Annotated in this window: 17 protein-coding genes; 12 read left to right on the top strand and 5 right to left on the bottom strand. The window is 73.8% G+C overall.

The genetic code is table 11. From position 1 onward, the window contains the following. The first annotated feature begins 21 nt into the window (after positions 1-21). From ACLQ27_RS18945 to ACLQ27_RS18905, 9 genes are all read left to right on the top strand, one after another. The gene (locus ACLQ27_RS18945; protein WP_234584374.1) at positions 22-645 is read left to right on the top strand and encodes a TrmH family RNA methyltransferase; all 624 of its coding nucleotides are present in this window, start codon (positions 22-24) and stop codon (positions 643-645) included. A 47-nt stretch (positions 646-692) separates the two neighbouring features. Continuing rightward, positions 693-1,403, top strand: coding sequence for a DUF6758 family protein (locus ACLQ27_RS18940; RefSeq protein ID WP_308195366.1), 711 nt, complete (start codon positions 693-695; stop codon positions 1,401-1,403). A gap of 116 nt (positions 1,404-1,519) precedes the next feature. Further along, positions 1,520-1,678: a hypothetical protein gene (locus ACLQ27_RS18935; protein ID WP_007455302.1), complete on the top strand. Its 159-nt coding sequence runs from the start codon at positions 1,520-1,522 to the stop codon at positions 1,676-1,678. A gap of 6 nt (positions 1,679-1,684) precedes the next feature. Next, positions 1,685-2,554 (top strand): PH domain-containing protein, encoded by an 870-nt coding sequence (locus ACLQ27_RS18930; protein WP_234584357.1) that lies wholly within the window; start codon positions 1,685-1,687, stop codon positions 2,552-2,554. Positions 2,555-2,657: 103 nt separating this feature from the next. Next, the gene (locus tag ACLQ27_RS18925; protein WP_357490689.1) at positions 2,658-3,500 is read left to right on the top strand and encodes a SigE family RNA polymerase sigma factor; all 843 of its coding nucleotides are present in this window, start codon (positions 2,658-2,660) and stop codon (positions 3,498-3,500) included. A gap of 83 nt (positions 3,501-3,583) precedes the next feature. Further along, on the top strand, positions 3,584-4,759 hold the full coding sequence (locus ACLQ27_RS18920) for a hypothetical protein (RefSeq protein WP_425867847.1): 1,176 nt from the start codon (positions 3,584-3,586) through the stop codon (positions 4,757-4,759). Positions 4,760-4,942: 183 nt separating this feature from the next. Continuing rightward, entirely contained in the window at positions 4,943-5,815 is an 873-nt protein-coding gene (locus ACLQ27_RS18915; RefSeq protein ID WP_425867845.1) for a PHP domain-containing protein, read from the top strand. Positions 5,816-5,856: 41 nt separating this feature from the next. Next, positions 5,857-6,471, top strand: coding sequence for a MarC family protein (locus ACLQ27_RS18910; RefSeq protein ID WP_234584361.1), 615 nt, complete (start codon positions 5,857-5,859; stop codon positions 6,469-6,471). A 136-nt stretch (positions 6,472-6,607) separates the two neighbouring features. After that, positions 6,608-7,435 (top strand): PD-(D/E)XK nuclease family protein, encoded by an 828-nt coding sequence (locus tag ACLQ27_RS18905; RefSeq protein WP_234584375.1) that lies wholly within the window; start codon positions 6,608-6,610, stop codon positions 7,433-7,435. 44 nt (positions 7,436-7,479) lie between these two features. On the opposite strand, the gene ACLQ27_RS18900 is transcribed toward ACLQ27_RS18905, so the two are convergent. Both ACLQ27_RS18900 and ACLQ27_RS18895 read right to left on the bottom strand, forming a co-directional pair. Next, on the bottom strand, positions 7,480-8,343 hold the full coding sequence (locus ACLQ27_RS18900; protein WP_357490683.1) for an oxygenase MpaB family protein: 864 nt from the start codon (positions 8,341-8,343) through the stop codon (positions 7,480-7,482). Positions 8,344-8,389: 46 nt separating this feature from the next. Continuing rightward, entirely contained in the window at positions 8,390-8,818 is a 429-nt protein-coding gene (locus tag ACLQ27_RS18895) for a Fur family transcriptional regulator (protein ID WP_357490681.1), read from the bottom strand. A gap of 204 nt (positions 8,819-9,022) precedes the next feature. Between ACLQ27_RS18895 and ACLQ27_RS18890 the strand changes: the two genes are divergently transcribed. Then, complete coding sequence (locus ACLQ27_RS18890; protein WP_357492022.1) at positions 9,023-9,505, top strand: DUF2231 domain-containing protein; 483 nt, start codon at positions 9,023-9,025, stop codon at positions 9,503-9,505. A 19-nt stretch (positions 9,506-9,524) separates the two neighbouring features. Here the strand turns inward: ACLQ27_RS18890 and ACLQ27_RS18885 are convergent, their stop codons facing one another. Then, positions 9,525-9,854: a hypothetical protein gene (locus ACLQ27_RS18885; protein WP_234584364.1), complete on the bottom strand. Its 330-nt coding sequence runs from the start codon at positions 9,852-9,854 to the stop codon at positions 9,525-9,527. A 104-nt stretch (positions 9,855-9,958) separates the two neighbouring features. On the opposite strand from ACLQ27_RS18885, the gene ACLQ27_RS18880 reads away from it, so the two are divergent. Next, positions 9,959-10,141, top strand: a complete 183-nt coding sequence (locus tag ACLQ27_RS18880) for a hypothetical protein (protein WP_425867843.1) — start codon at positions 9,959-9,961, stop codon at positions 10,139-10,141. Positions 10,142-10,951: 810 nt separating this feature from the next. Here ACLQ27_RS18880 and ACLQ27_RS18875 read toward each other — a convergent pair. Then, the gene (locus tag ACLQ27_RS18875) at positions 10,952-11,389 is read right to left on the bottom strand and encodes an FmdB family zinc ribbon protein (protein ID WP_425867841.1); all 438 of its coding nucleotides are present in this window, start codon (positions 11,387-11,389) and stop codon (positions 10,952-10,954) included. 27 nt (positions 11,390-11,416) lie between these two features. Further along, entirely contained in the window at positions 11,417-12,094 is a 678-nt protein-coding gene (locus tag ACLQ27_RS18870; protein WP_425867839.1) for a 5-formyltetrahydrofolate cyclo-ligase, read from the bottom strand. An 85-nt stretch (positions 12,095-12,179) separates the two neighbouring features. Here ACLQ27_RS18870 and ACLQ27_RS18865 point away from each other — a divergent pair, with 85 nt between their 5' ends. Beyond that, a complete protein-coding gene (locus ACLQ27_RS18865) occupies positions 12,180-14,549 on the top strand; it encodes a diguanylate cyclase (protein WP_425867837.1) in 2,370 nt (789 codons plus the stop codon). Positions 14,550-14,557 lie beyond the last annotated feature (8 nt).

Raw genomic sequence — 14,557 nt, 5'->3', positions numbered from 1 at the left:
GGCCCGTACCCTCTGATGACCGTGACCGACGACCAGCTTGAGGTGGGCGTGGGCCCCTGGCCGGGGGACCCGCCCGAGGACCCGCGCTACGACCCGGCGTTGCTGGCCGAGGGGGACCGGCGCAACGTGGTCGACCGCTACCGCTACTGGCGGCTCGACGCGATCGTCGCCGACCTGGACCGGCGCCGGCACGGCTTCCACGTCGCCGTCGAGAACTGGCAGCACGATTTCAACATCGGCACGGTCGTGCGCAACGCCAACGCCTTCAATGCCGCCGAGGTGCACATCGTCGGACGGCGGCGGTGGAACCGGCGGGGCGCGATGGTGACCGACCGGTACCAGCACGTGCGGCACCACGAGACGATCGAGGAGTTCGTCGACTGGGCGGCGGGGCGGCGGCTGCCCGTGCTCGGCATCGACAACCTGCCCGGCTCCCGCCCGCTGGAGACCGGCACCCTGCCGCGGGACTGCGTGCTGCTCTTCGGCCAGGAGGGACCCGGTCTGTCCGAGCCGGCGCGGGCCGCCTGCGCCGCGCTCTACTCCATCGCCCAGTACGGCTCGACCCGGTCCATCAACGCCGGCGTGGCCAGCGGCATCGCCATGCACGCGTGGATCCGTACGCACGCCGGGCCGCCACCGGACTGACCCTCGCCCCGCCGGCGCAATCGGCGTTCCGGCTTGACGTGCCAGCGATGCCGGGTGACGGTGGGGTTGTGAGTGTCGCGGTGAGTTGTCCGAGATGCGGGGGCCCGGTACGGGCGCCGGATCTGATGCACACCGAGTCGAGGTGCCTGCGCTGCGGTCCCGTACCGCCGCTGCACGTGCCCGAACACATCGGAGCGGAGATCGTCGCGAGCGTGGTGGAGCGGATCGCCGCGACCGGCGGTCCACCGGGGACGCCGCTGTGGTGCCCGTGGCCGCTGCCGCCAGGGTGGACCCTCACCGGCGTGGCGTACGCCGGTGACGACCGCACCGGCGTACGGGCGACTGCGGTGGCCTGCGCGGGGCCCGCGCCGCTCGACGACGGCCCGGCGGATCTGGTCTTCGTGGCCGAGGAGCCGGGCGTCGGCCTGGGCACCCGACTCGCCGGCCTGGCCGGCCCGGATCCCGGACCGGAACTCGCCGACGCGCTGACCGACCCCGGCCCGGGGCACCCCGAGCACGTGGGGCAGGCCAGGATCCGGGTCGGCGGGCACCCGACTCCACTGTGGTTGGTGAATTCTCCGACGGATCGAAGCGCGTACGCCGGCGAGGCTCGGGGAATGTGGCTGCATGCGATAGCCTGGCCGGCGAGTGCGGGTCACCTCCTCGCGGAAGACGTCGTTTTGCACGACCTGACCGAGTGGACTCCGCCCGAACTCGTGTACGGCGCACCATCCCCGTACCTGTCCGGGAGGGCTTGACAGCCTTCCGGGTTTGACGGAGAACGGACGCAGATCTTCACTGTACGACACCACACTGATACTCTGGGTGCCGCTGCGGTAATGGGACCCGGCGCCGCGCGAGAGGATGGCCCGCCATGGTCAAGAAGGTCCTCACCTGGGCCGGAATCGCATTCTTGATCTTCTTCGTCGCCTATCGGCCAAACTCTGCGGCTGATGTGTTCAAGTCGCTGGGCGGCGGGATCATGGACATCGCCCAGGGGTTCGGCGACTTCTTCACCAGCCTCGTCGCCTAACCGTCGATGGGCAGCCCCTCCGGTCCACCCTTCGACCCGGACGACCCCGACCGGGACCGGCGCGACACCGAGCCGATACCGCGGATCGGGCCGGATGACGGCCCGGGCTACGGAGCCGGTCCCGGCCTGTCCGACGGGCCGTCCCTTTCGGACGACGTCGGCTATGGCGAAGGGCCCGGCTATGCCGGCGAAGGGCGGTCCGGCCGGGGCTGGATCCGCGACCCCGAGGCCGCCTACCAGCCACCGCAGATCTCCGAGGACGAGCTCGCGGGGCTGCGTGCCGACGCGACGGGGGCGACTCCCCGGCGGGTGCTTCCGCTGGAGGACGAGCCCAGCTCGCTGGTCGCCCGCTACCTCTTCCCCACCGAGCGCTACCGGGGCGAGTGGAAGCGGCACTGGATCCACCTCACCAACCCGCTCCTGATCGGCATCGCGGCGACGTTCGTGCTCGGCTACCTGTCCGGCTTCCTCGCCGGCAACAACGTGGGCGCGTTGACGACCATCGCGGTGCTGCTCTGGTTCGCCGTCATGGGCTGGGTCGCCTGGAAGGTCGCCGACTGGTGGTATGACCGGTTCATCCTGACCAATAAGCGGGTCATGGTGGTCAACGGCATCGTCACCCGCAAGGTGGCCATGATGCCGCTGGTCCGGGTCACCGACATGAAGTACGAGCAGACGCCGACCGGCCGCGCACTCAACTACGGCACCTTCGTCCTGGAGTCCGCCGGCCAGGAGCAGGCGCTGCGGGAGATCAAGAACCTGCCCAACCCGAACGAGCTGTACCTGCGCGTCGTGGAAGAGATGTACGAGCCGCAGGCGGTCGAGGCGCGGTTGGGCAAGGAGGCCGACGAGGCCAAGGCCGACGACGGGGCGTGAAAGTTTTCGTCCGAACATCGGAGCAAGTGCGCACCTTTCGTCATGGACCGGAACGCCTCTGACGTGGCACTCTGCCAGGACGGTGTGGGTGCGGAGGTGTGTGGTGGCGAGCAGGGACCCGTTGGAGGAGGAGTTTCGCGAGTTCGTCGCGGCTCGCTCCGCCGCCCTGCTCCGTACCGCCTATCTGCTCGCCGGCGACTGGGCGACGGCCGAGGATCTGCTCCAGACGGCGCTGACCAAGACCTACCTCGCCTGGAAGCGGCTCGGCGGGATCGAGGCCGTCGAGCCGTACGCCCGTCGTGTGATGGTCAACACCTCGACGAGCTGGTGGCGGCGACGCTGGCACGGTGAACGCCCCACCGAGGTGCTGCCCGAACGGCCCGGTGTCGACGAGATCGAGCAGCAGCTCGACCGTGACCTGCTCTGGCGGCACCTCCGGGAGCTGCCGAGCCGGCAGCGGGCGGTGCTGGTCCTGCGCTATTACGAGGACATGTCGGAAGCGCAGACGGCCGCGCTGCTGGACATCTCCCCGGGCACGGTGAAGAGCCAGGCCTCCCGGGCACTGGCCACGCTGCGCCGACGGATGGGCACCGCCACCCCGGACCTGGTCGATGCCCCCGGTACCGACGGTCGCGCTGCTCTCTCCGGCCGGGGCCGCGACGCCGCTCTCCCGGGTCGCGCTGCTTCCTCCGGCGGTGGGGCTGCTCCCGCCGGCCGGGGGGATGCCGCGGGAGCTGGCCGAGGTGCCGACGCTGCCCGACCTGGGCCGGCCGGGAGGGATTCGGGGGGTCGTGCCGTGGCGACGCCGCGTCCGGCGGCCGGCCGGGCCGTGCCGGGAGCTGTCGTACCCCGCCCGTCCGTGCCTCGCCCGATCGCACCGGCGGTCGAGCTGCCCACCGCTCCGGCGGCCGTGCCCGTCGGCACCGGCGCCGGAGATCAGCAGTGAGCGCATTCCCGCGGCGGCCCGACAACCTGACGGGCGGTCCGCAGCGTCCTAACCAGGTGCGACGTGACCAGCTGGAAGGTGCGGTGCGGGAGACTCTCTCGCACCAGGTCGCCGTCACCCGTCCGCTGACCGCCGACCCGGCCGGTCAGGCCATCCGCCGGGCCAACCGGATCCGACGGCGCCGTGCCGGTGTCGGTGTCGCGCTCGGAATGGTCACCACCGTGCTGATCGGCGCCGGCATGACGCAGCTCGCCGACGAGACCGGCCGGCAGGGCCCGCCCATCGTCGTGATCGGCGATCCGGATCTGTCGGCCCGGCCGCTTCCCTCGGCGCCCGTTGCCCCACCCGCGTCATCGCCCGGAGCGCCACCCGGCCTGCTCCTCGACGGCACCCTGATCAACCCCGACGGCAAGCGGCTGGCGCTGCCCAGCGTCGGGCCCGCCGAACGCGCCCACAGCCTGCCCAGCGGCGCCGGCCTGCTGGTGGTCGGTGCCCCGACCACCGCCGGCCGTTCCCTCTGGGTCGCCCGGGACGACGGCCTGGTGCAGGTGCTGCTGGCCGGTGCGGGCAAGATCGTTCTCGCGCCCGACGCCAGCCAGGTCGCCTGGCGCGACGGCACGGACCTGCTCGTGGCGGGAGTCGTCGGGAGCCAGCTCATCGGCACGGTGCGCATTCCGGTGCCGGACGGCGCGGAACCCGTTCGGTTCGTCGGAAACAGCGTGCTGGTCCGGCTCGACCGGAACGGGCCGAGCCATGCCCTGTGGCGGCCGGGCACGGAGGAGCTGACCGCGGTGTCCGAGCGGGGCACCCTGAACGTCTACGGTGCGCTGCCCGACGGGCGGCTGATCGGTCAGGTGTCCGCGAGCGGGTCCGGTGGGACCTGCCTGGCGGCGCTCGACCCGAAGCGGGCCCTGAAGCCGGTACGCACCGCCTGCGGCATCCAGTTGAGCCGGGACGGCGCGGGCGGCGTGTCCGGCGACGGGCGATGGCTTCTGGTGAACGGGAAGGTCGGCGCGAGCGATCAGGCCCTCCTGGTCGATCTGCAGCGACTCGGAGCGACGGTGAACGCCATGCCGGCCGGTCCGGCGCTGAGTGGCGCGGTCGCCTGGACGACCGGGACGGACGTCTCCTACGTCGACAGCGCCGGCAAGCTGGTTCAGGTCGACGTCGACCGGGTGCGCGCCGGGCAACCGGCCGAGCCGGTGCCCGTGGACGGCCTCGCGCCCGGTGACCGGCCGGTCCTGGTCACCGGCTCCTGATCCGCACCCGGCCCCCGTTGGTCGTGGCGTCCCGCGCTGCGGCAACCGGCTCGGCTCGCTGGTGCGCGCTCCGGTGCCCTGCGCCGGGAGCGGCCCGTGGCCCGGCGTGCGCTGAGGGGCACGCCCCGGGGCTGGCCGGCACCTACGCGAGCCGGATTCGGGTCCGCTGGGTAGCGTCGGGAGGTGACCTCGCGTACCGGCCCCGCGCCGCGGATCGACCTGCACGCCCACTCGACCGCCAGCGACGGCACGCTCAGCCCCGCCGACCTGGTCCGCGCCGGTGCCGACGCGGGCCTCGACGTGCTGGCCATCACCGACCACGACACCACCGCCGGTTGGGCGCCGGCCGTGCGGGCGCTGCCGCCCGGTCTGCGCCTGATCCGAGGCGCCGAGCTGTCCTGTCACTGGTCGGGCGCGCGGCCGCCGGTGCCGCTGCACCTCCTGGCGTACCTGTTCGACCCCGACCACCCGGAGCTGGTCGCCGAGCTGACCCGGGTGCGGGCCGCCCGCGAGGAGCGCGGCGAACGGATCGTGGCGCTGCTGCGCGCCGACGGCATCGACGTGCACTGGCCGGACATCCTCACCGGGGCGGACGGCGGCACGGTGGGTCGCCCGCACATCGCGCAGGCGCTGATCCGCGCCGGTCTGGTAGCCAGCACCAGCGAGGCGTTCGGGCCGGACTGGCTGGGCGAGCGGTACCGGCTGCCGAAGGAGGACATCGACGTCTTCCGTGCCGTCCGGCTGGTCCGGGCCGCCGGCGGTGTACCGGTCTTCGCCCATCCCCGCGCCACCCGACGTGGCCGGGTGGTGCCCGACGAGCTGATCGCCGAGCTGGCCGCCGCCGGGCTGGCCGGCCTCGAGGCCGATCACGAGGACCACAGCCCGGCCGAGCAGGCGCACGTACGCGCGCTCGCCGCCGAGTTGGGCCTCCTGGTCACCGGCTCCTCCGACTTTCACGGCACCCACAAGAGCGTCCAGCTCGGCGCGTTCACCACAGGAGTCGAGGCGTACGAGCGGATTGTCGCCGCCGGGGTGACCGAGGTCGCTTCGGGCTGATCCGCGTATTTCGCCCACCACGGCGCGGCTAGGTTTCTCACGTGGATCTGAAGCTGTTCGGCGAGGTTTTCGTGACCCTGCTGGTGATCACCGACCCGCCGGGCATGATGCCGATCTTCCTGGCGCTGACCGGGCCGTTGCCCGCGCGCGACCGTAACCGGGCAGCGTGGCAGGCCGTCGCGCTGGCTCTCGGCGTAATCGTGATCTTCGCGGTGGCCGGGCAGACCCTGCTCGACTATCTGCACGTGGACCTGCCCGCGTTGCAGGCCGCCGGTGGGCTGCTGCTCGTCCTGGTGGCCCTGGAACTGCTGACCGGCAAGGCCGACGATCCCAGCCAGCAGGTCACCTCGAACATCGCGCTGGTGCCGCTGGGCACCCCGTTGCTGGCCGGACCGGGCGCCATCGTGGCGACCATGCTCTTCGTCCAGCAGGCCGACGGGTTCGGCGACTTCACCGCCATCGCCGCGGCCATCCTCGCCGTCATGGTCGCGGTCTGGATCGTGCTGCGCTTCTCCGGCGGAATCGTGAAGATCCTGCGCCCCGGTGGCATCGAGGTGTTGACCCGGATCGCCGGCCTGCTCCTGGCCGCGATCGCCGTACAGCTCATCGCCGACGCGGTGGCGGCCTTCGTGACGCAGTACGTGAACATGGCCTGACCGCACACCCGGAATGTCGGCGGTGGATGGCAGGATCGCAGGCGTGCGACGAGCCTCTTCAGCCGGACGACCCGCCGCAGGCGGTCGAGCCCCCCAGCAGCGCCCCGGTGGCGCCGAGCAGCTCGGCTTCGAGGGGATGCCGGAACGGCTGTTCGTCTGCACCCCGAGCAAGCTCGGCGCGTACGCGGACTGCCCCCGCCGCTACCGCTACTCCTACGTCGACCGGCCCGCGCCGCCGAAGGGGCCGCCGTGGGCGCACAACTCGCTCGGCGCCAGCGTGCACACCGCCCTCAAGAACTGGTACGCGCTGCCCGCCGACCGGCGGCACCCGAAGGCGCTGGCCCTCCTGCTCAAGGGCACCTGGGTCCGTGAGGGCTACCGCGACGACGCGCAGGAGCGGGCCGCCTACCAGCGGGCGCTGGCCTGGCTGGAGGCGTACGTCGAGACGCTGGATCCGGAGTCCGACCCGCTCGGTGTCGAGCGGGTGGTGGCGGTCAAGACCGCCGTGCTGGCCTTCAACGGCCGCGCCGACCGCATCGACTCCCGCCCCGGGCCGGAGGGCCCGGAGCTGGTCATCGTCGACTACAAGACGGGCCGCACCGGGCTGGACTCCGACGACGCCCGGGGCTCGCAGGCGCTGGCCCTCTACGCGTACGCGGCCGAGCGGGTGTTCCGCCGGCCGTGTCGCCGGGTGGAGCTGCACCACCTGCCGACGGGCACGGTCGCCGGCCACGACCACACCGTCGAGTCGCTGACCCGCCAGTTGACCCGGGCCGAGGACACGGCACGCGACATCATGGCCGCCGAGCGGGCGGTCGCCGAGGGCGGCGACGCCGACGAGGCGTTCCCGGTGGCGCCCGGCCCGCGATGCGGTTGGTGCGACTTTCGGCGGCACTGCCCGACCGGGGCGCAGACGCCGGGCAAGGAGCCGTGGGCGGCCGTGGACCGGCCCGCCGACGGCTGACCGTCAGCGGCCTGCCCGCACCTGACCCCGAGCGGGTCCGGCTGTCAGCCGGCCAGCGAGGTCGCGGTGTGCCGCTCGGCCCGCTCCTTGGCGGCCTGTATCAACGGCCCCTCCAGGTAGCGGCGCGGCACCGCGGCGAGCGCCAGGCGCAGGGCGCGCACCGTGAGGTCCGCCGACAGTTCGGTGGTGGGCAGCCCCAATCCGCCGTACATCCGCCGGGCCCACGGAGGCAGCAGCGCGAGCGCGGTACCGGCGATTCCCAGGTACGCCCAGCGCGGCGGGCCGAGGGTGAGGCCCAGCCGGGCCGGCAGGCTGAGTTTCCACGGCAGCGGTGGGGCGGTGAGGAAGATCGCCGTCTCGGCGGCCTCCCGGGTCATCCGCAGCTCCGGCCGCACGGCGCGGTAGTACGCCGCCACCTCGGCGGCGGTGCCCGGCACCGTGGCCGGATCCAGCCCGACGAGAGCTGCCGACCGACGCTGCTCGGTGTAGTAGCCGTCCACCTCGTCGTCGGTGAGCGGCAGGCCCGCCCGCCGGGCCGTGGTGAGGAACGATTCGACCTCGGTGACGTGCACCCAGCGCAGCAGGGCCGGGTCGTCGATCCGGAACTCCTCGCCGGTGGCGGTGTCGGTGGCCCGCAGCCGGTCGTGCAGGCGACGCAGCCGCGCCCCGGCCTGCTCCGCTTCAACCGTGGTGCCGTAGACGGTGGTCGCCACGTAGGTGGCGGTGCGCACCAGTCGACCCCACGCGTCGGTGCGGTAGTTGCTGTTCTGCGCGACCCCGGCCATGGCCCGGGGGTGCAACGCCTGGAGGTAGAGCGAGCGCAGGCCCGCGACGATCAGGATCGGCTCCTCGTGCACCTTCCACGTGACCGAACCCGGACCGAAGAGGCCGAGGTCATCGGAGTCCACCGACCAAGCGTGCCACGGGCCGCCGGTCGGTGCCGGTGGAGCGGGGTCAGCTGTCGGCGGCGCGTCGCGACTGGCAGCTCGGGCAGAGACCCCAGAAGGTCACCTCTGCCTCCTCCACCTCGAAGCCGTGCGCGGTGCCCGGCTCCAGGCAGGGAGCGCTGCCGACGGTGCAGTCGACGTCGGCGATCTCGCCGCAGCCCCGGCAGACCACGTGGTGGTGGTTGTCGCCGGCGCGCGCCTCGTACCGGGCGGGACTGCCGGCCGGCTCGATCCGGCGGGACAATCCGGCCCGGCTCAGCGCCCCCAGCACGTCGTAGACCGCCTGCGTGGAGACCGAGTCGAGGCGTTCGCGGACCCGCCGGGTGATCTCGTCGACCTCCAGGTGACCGCCGTCGGCGAGAACGTCGAGCACCGCGAGGCGCGGTCGGGTGACGCGGAGGCCCCTCGATCGCAACAGCTCCTCGCCACCGGACATGCGCCAATGACAGCACGTACGACCAGCAGCGACAACCGTCGCTTGCCCGGGGTGGCCACGGACACAGCCCGCAGGACCGACCAGCGGGGTCGCGCCGTGCTGAACCTGATCGCCGCCGCGCGCGTGTCTCCGGGCGAGAGCTCGGGGACGACCGGCGGTCCGTACGCTGGCGCTCCCCGCACCGTGATCCACCTGGAGGTGTCGATGTTCGAGGAGATCCTGGGTCTACCGGTACACGTCCTCGTGGTCCACGCGGTGGTCGTCATCGTCCCACTGCTGGCTGTGCTGGCCATCGGATACGTGGGGCTGCCGCGCTGGCGGCACCGACTGGACTGGGCGCTGGGCATCCTGGCCGTGGCCGCGCCGGTGACCGCGTTCGTGGCCGTCGAGTCCGGTGAAGCCTTCACCGACGCCCTGGTCGCCCGCGGCTACCAGGGCCAGATACTCGACCAGATCTTCGAGCACTCCCGTTACGGCGACATTCTGTTCCGGATCGTGGTGCCCCTGGGGATCGTGGCCATCGCGCTGCTCGTGGCGACCAGTGGGCACCCGCGCGTGCCCAGGCTGCCGGCGCTGGTGACGCCGGTGCTGGCGGTGGTTACCGTCGCGCTGGCCATCGCCGCCCTGGTCTACGTCTACCTGACGGGTCACTCCGGCGCCGAGGCCGTCTGGGGCACCACTCTCTGACCGGCGGTCGGACGCCGCCTCAGAAGATGAGGCGCGAGCAGAGCAGGCAGACAAGAGCCACCAGCACCACGGCGGCTGCGGCGCCGAAGCCGTAGGTGACCCGCTGGGAACGCTGTTCGGCCGCATCCAGGACGGCCATGTCCTGTGGCGGGAGCTGTCGGGGCGGGGCCGGCTCCAGGTGCACCGGGGGACGCCAGCCGGCCGGCGGCGGCACGCTCGGGGGCGGTCCCGCGTACCCGCTCGTGGGCGTGGTGGCGGGTGGGGGTCGGTCCGCCATCGGGCCGTCGCCGGTCCCGGGCCGGCGCCAGTAGTCGTCGTCCGGGGTGCTGCCACCGCTGGGGGTCGTCACGGCGTTCGACGCTACCAACGGAGCCGGCGGCCCGGTCGCTTCTGGTCGATGTGCCGACCGCGGCGAGCGACCGCCCGTTGTCGCCTGCGCTAGTCTTGCCGCTCGTGAGCACCGAGGACCCCGGCACGCAGGGCGCGCGCGGCGATGACGACCGCACCGTCGACCTGAGCGACGACTTCGTGGTGCTGCCCGAGCAGACCTCGGACGACACCGACCAGGGCTGGGGCGAGCGGAGCAGCGGCAACGACGACTGGCTCCTCTCCCAACGCCCCCCACACTGGGACTGACCCCGACGCCGCGCCCGCAGGGCGGGCGACCGTCGGCACGGCGGGTCGGGTGAGCCGGGCCCACCGCCCGACCGCGACCCCGGGGCGGGCCACCGTCGGCACGGCGGGTTGGGTGAGCCGGACCCACACCCCGGCCGCGATCCTGGGCAGGGCGACTGTCCGCAGGGCGGGTTGGAGGAGCCGGACCCGCCGCCCGGCCGCGGCCCGGGGCTGGGCGACCGTCGGCACGGCGGCGGGCTGGGTGAGCCGGGCCGGTGCCCTGACTGCGCCGTTGGCCGCCGGGCAGCCGGTCGCGGTGCGACCGCCGGTCGGGGTGTCCATGCCGGTGGGGGTGTGCAGGATCGCGGCGGCGAGGCCGAGCAGCGCGGCGACCAACCCGGCCCGCAACAGGGTGCGACCGCCGGGTAGGGCCGGCCGGCGCAGCGGGCGCAACGCCCGAGCGGAGTCCAACGTGCGGGTGATCATCTGCCGCCTCCGTCCCGGGTGCCGTCGTGGTGACACCCGTAGAGCGGCACGGTAGGCCGGCAACGGCCCGCCCTGCGGACCCCTCGTCCCCGCCTGTGGACAACTGGCCGGCCTGTGGATAACGCCCATTTACCGGCCGGATCTGCTATCGCGAGGGGCGCGGCCGCGCTGGCACGGGGGCCGCGCTGGCATGCGGGCCGATCAACTCGGGTTCCTGGAATCCGGGCGATCAACACCGCCGGGACAGGCCGACTTTCGGGAACCCGAGTGGATCAAGACTGGAGCAGCGCCGCCCGGTCGATCGCGGGCGGCGCTGTCGGCGAGGGTGAGGTTGGGAAGGCTGGGTCAGGAGGCGGAACTGGCCGCCGGAGCCTTGCCGCCGCCCGACCCACCGGACGACGACCCACCAGACGACGATCCGGAGGACGATCCACCGGACGACGAGGACGAGGACGACGACCCGGAATCCCCACCCGAGGACGAGGACGACGAGGACGACGAGGACGACGAGGACGACTCGGACTTGGCCGGCTTGCTCGGCGTGCCGCCGGCGGAGGTCTCGGAGCCGGACGCGCGGGAGTCGGTGCGGTAGAAGCCCGAGCCCTTGAAGACGATGCCGACCGAGTTGAAGACCTTGCGCAGCCGCCCCTGACACGCCGGGCACTCGGTCAGCGGCTCGTCCGAGAAGGACTGCACCGCCTCGAGCTGGTGACCGCACGCGGTGCAGGCGTACTGGTACGTGGGCACGTTCTCCTCCGGTATCTGAGCTCGGCCAGTTGGCACTCGACGTATTCGAGTGCCAATGGTGCGTCATTCGCCCCGGGTTCGTCCAGCGGACGTGTGGGGCGCGACACCCTGCGCCGTACCCGGGCCGTCGTCAAGCGTACGCATCCCGTCGGTGGGGGTGACGACCGCGCGGACCGGACGGTCGTGCGGCTCCGCCGGCAGCGCCTCGACCAGCTCCCCGTCGTGCAGCGGGACCACGGTCAGGACCGCCCGGGGCACCCGTGCCAGCGCCCGGTCGTACGAGCCGCCGCCGCGCCCCAGCCGTCGGCCGCGCCGGTCGACGGCGAGCGCCGGCACGACGACCAGCTCCGCGCCGGTGACCGCGGCTACGCCGAGGCGGGGGCCGATCGGCTCCCGGATGCCCCGGCCGGCCGCCGCCAACGCGTCGGGTCCGGAGTACGCCGCCCAGTCCAGGTCCAGGTCGGCAAGGAGCACCGGCAGCAGCAACTCGGCGTCGGGCGGCAGCGCCGACCGCAACACCTCCGGCAGGTCGGCCCCGCCCGGCTCGGAGCCGACCGGGACGTACGCCGTCATCCGGGCCGGGCGCAGCCGGCGTACCAGGGCGACCAGCTCGGCCTGGACGCGCCCGGCGGCCTCGGCCCGCGCCGGAGCAGTCAGGGCCCGGCGGCGGGCGAGCAGGTCGACGCGGGTTTCCTGCTTCGCCACTCGGGCCACTTCCGCTTCATAAGAAAATTCCGGCACGCAACACTCCTGACGCAACGCCACTCCCACGGTTGCTCTGTGTCAGCATCGCAAGCAACGGAGGCGGAACTTCCGGGGGGACCGAGTGACGCTACGCGGGCGGTTGACTGCAGCCTTCCTCGTGGTGGTGCTCGGCCCGGTCGTGCTCGGCGCGTTCTTCGTCGCCTCCACCGTCGCGGCAGTCGACCGCAGCCGGTCCACCGAGCGCCTCGCGGTGGCGGCCTCGACGGTGCGTACCTCGGTCGACGCGCTCTGCCAGCAGCTGCGCGCTGCCGCCGACACGGTCGCCCTCACCGGTGACCCGGCCATCGCCGCCGGCCAGCTCGTCGGCCGTGGGCTGGCGGCAGCGGTGCAGGTCACCGACGTGAACGGACGCGTCACGTACGCCTCGCCCGGCGCTCCGCCGACGCCCTGGCGGGACTGCTCCGAGCAGGCCACCGAACCGTCCGGCCCGGTCCGCGCGCTGGCCGCCCGGGTCGACCGCCGCGACCCGGCCGGCGCGCTGCTGGGCACGGTGGCCGCCGCGCACCTGGTCGACCCGGCCTTCGTGGCCCGGCTGGCGGCGGTGACCGGGGTCGCGGTCACCCTGCTCGACGGCGGTGCGAGCGCCGCCCGCTTCACGCACACCACCGAGTCCCAGCAGGAACGCGACGCGGTGCTGGCCGCCGCCGGGTCCGCCAGCGGTGAGCGGGTCACCGAGAGCACCAGGGGTCGGTACGTGCGCCGGATCGGGCCGTCCGCCGGCCAGCCGCTGCCGCTGGTGTTGTCGGTGCCGAGCGAGCGGCCGCCCGGGCTGCACGTCACGCTGGCCGGCGTGGTCGTGCTGGCCGGGCTGCTCGCCGTGTTCACCGCCTGGCGTCTGGCCCGGGTGACCACCCGGCCACTGGTGGAGCTGGCCGGAGCGGTCGACCGGGTGGCGCACGGCGACCTGACCGCCCGGGTTCCGGTGCGCAGCCGCGACGAGCTGGGACGGCTGGCGGCAGCGTTCAACCGGATGACCCGCGAGACCGGGTCGTACGTCGCGGCGCTGACCAGCAGCCGCGACCAGCTACGTGGGCACCTCGCGGTGCTCGGCGACACCCTGGCCAGCACCCACGACCTGCAACGCATCCTGCGGGTGATCCTGCACAGCGCCATCGCGGCCACCGGGGCGCGGGCCGGCGCGGTGCTGCTGGTGGAGGCCGGCGGGGTGCTCGTCGCGCAGTGCAGCGAGGGGTTGGACGGGCGCTGGCCGGCGGGGGACCCGGACGGGTCGCAGGGCCTGCGGGTGCCCGTGGGCGTCGGCGTGGTCGGCGCGGTGGCCGCGACCGGCGAGCCGCAGCGGGGCCGGCTGGAACCGACGGAGGCTCCGACCGGCGAGCCCCGCTGCCGCACCTACGTCGCGGTCCCCTTCTCGACCCCGGGCGGAGCGACCACACCGGGCGGCCCGACAACGACCACACCGGGCGGCCCGACAACGACAGTCCCGGGCGGCGAGCGGTGTCTCGACGAGGCCGGCGCCGCGGCGGCACTCGGTGTGCTGGCCCTCTACGACCGGGTGGGCGCGGACGAGTTCGACGACGACGACCTGGACACCCTGCGCACCTTCGCCGGCCACGCGGCAGTGGCGGTGGAGAACGTCCGGGTGCACGAGGAGGCCCAGCGGCTGTCGCTCACCGACCCGCTCACCGGCCTCTGGAACTACCGCTACCTGCGCGAGTCGATCCGGCGGGAGGTGGAGCGGGCCAGCCGGTTCGGCCGGATGCTCAGCGTCCTCGCCCTCGACCTGGACCGCTTCAAGGACGTCAACGACACGTACGGGCACGCGGCGGGGGACACCGTGCTGGCCGAGTTCGCCCGGCGGGTACGCGGCGAGATCCGCGAGGTCGACCTGGCCTTCCGGCAGGGCGGCGAGGAGTTCGTGCTGCTCCTACCGGAGACCGACGCCCGGGGCGCCGCGATCGTCGCGGAGCGGCTCGGCGCGGCGGTGCGCGAGACGCCGATCGCCGTCGAGGCGTACGCGGGGCCGATAGTGGTCACCGTGTCGGTGGGCATCGCCGTCTACCCGGACCACGGCAGCACCGGACGGGAGGTGCTGGAAGCCGCCGACGACGCCCTGTACGCGGCCAAGGCGGCCGGCCGGGACACCTATCGCGTCGCCGAGGCCCGCCCCGACGTGCCGACGTGGGAGATACCGGTGCCCGCCGGCGCCGTCAGCCCACCCGACGGGCTGCCGCGGGCCGGCCGGCAGGTGCAGGTCCCGCGGGAGCCGGGCGGGCACGCCCGGTCGGAGTCGACAGCTGGCGTACCGGAGTCGAACCGGTCGGGGCCCGCGCACGCCCGCCCGGATCCGGCGGACGAGCCGGCGGCCACCGCCGCGGACGCCGCGCGGGCCGGCCCCGACGTCGGCCGGCCGGGGCCGGGCGGCGGCGCGTCTTCTGGGCCACACCCGCCGCGGCAGAGCCGTGGCCGATAGTCTCGCGG

It is taken from the genome of Micromonospora sp. DT63 (genome assembly GCF_049841615.1).
GTDB lineage: Bacteria > Actinomycetota > Actinomycetes > Mycobacteriales > Micromonosporaceae > Micromonospora.
The sequence above is the reverse complement of the archived record's forward strand: the minus strand, read 5'-3'. Positions and strand labels throughout refer to the sequence as shown.

Excerpts from the sequence above, each read along its gene's own strand:
- ACLQ27_RS18940 (WP_308195366.1), top strand. The coding sequence starts at position 693 with ATGCCGGGTGACGGTGGGGTTGTGAGTGTCGCGGTGAGTTGTCCGAGA.
- ACLQ27_RS18935 (WP_007455302.1), top strand. The coding sequence starts at position 1,520 with ATGGTCAAGAAGGTCCTCACCTGGGCCGGAATCGCATTCTTGATCTTC.
- ACLQ27_RS18930 (WP_234584357.1), top strand. The coding sequence starts at position 1,685 with ATGGGCAGCCCCTCCGGTCCACCCTTCGACCCGGACGACCCCGACCGG.
- ACLQ27_RS18905 (WP_234584375.1), top strand. The coding sequence starts at position 6,608 with ATGCCGGAACGGCTGTTCGTCTGCACCCCGAGCAAGCTCGGCGCGTAC.
- ACLQ27_RS18895 (WP_357490681.1), bottom strand. The coding sequence starts at position 8,818 with ATGTCCGGTGGCGAGGAGCTGTTGCGATCGAGGGGCCTCCGCGTCACC.
- ACLQ27_RS18890 (WP_357492022.1), top strand. The coding sequence starts at position 9,023 with ATGTTCGAGGAGATCCTGGGTCTACCGGTACACGTCCTCGTGGTCCAC.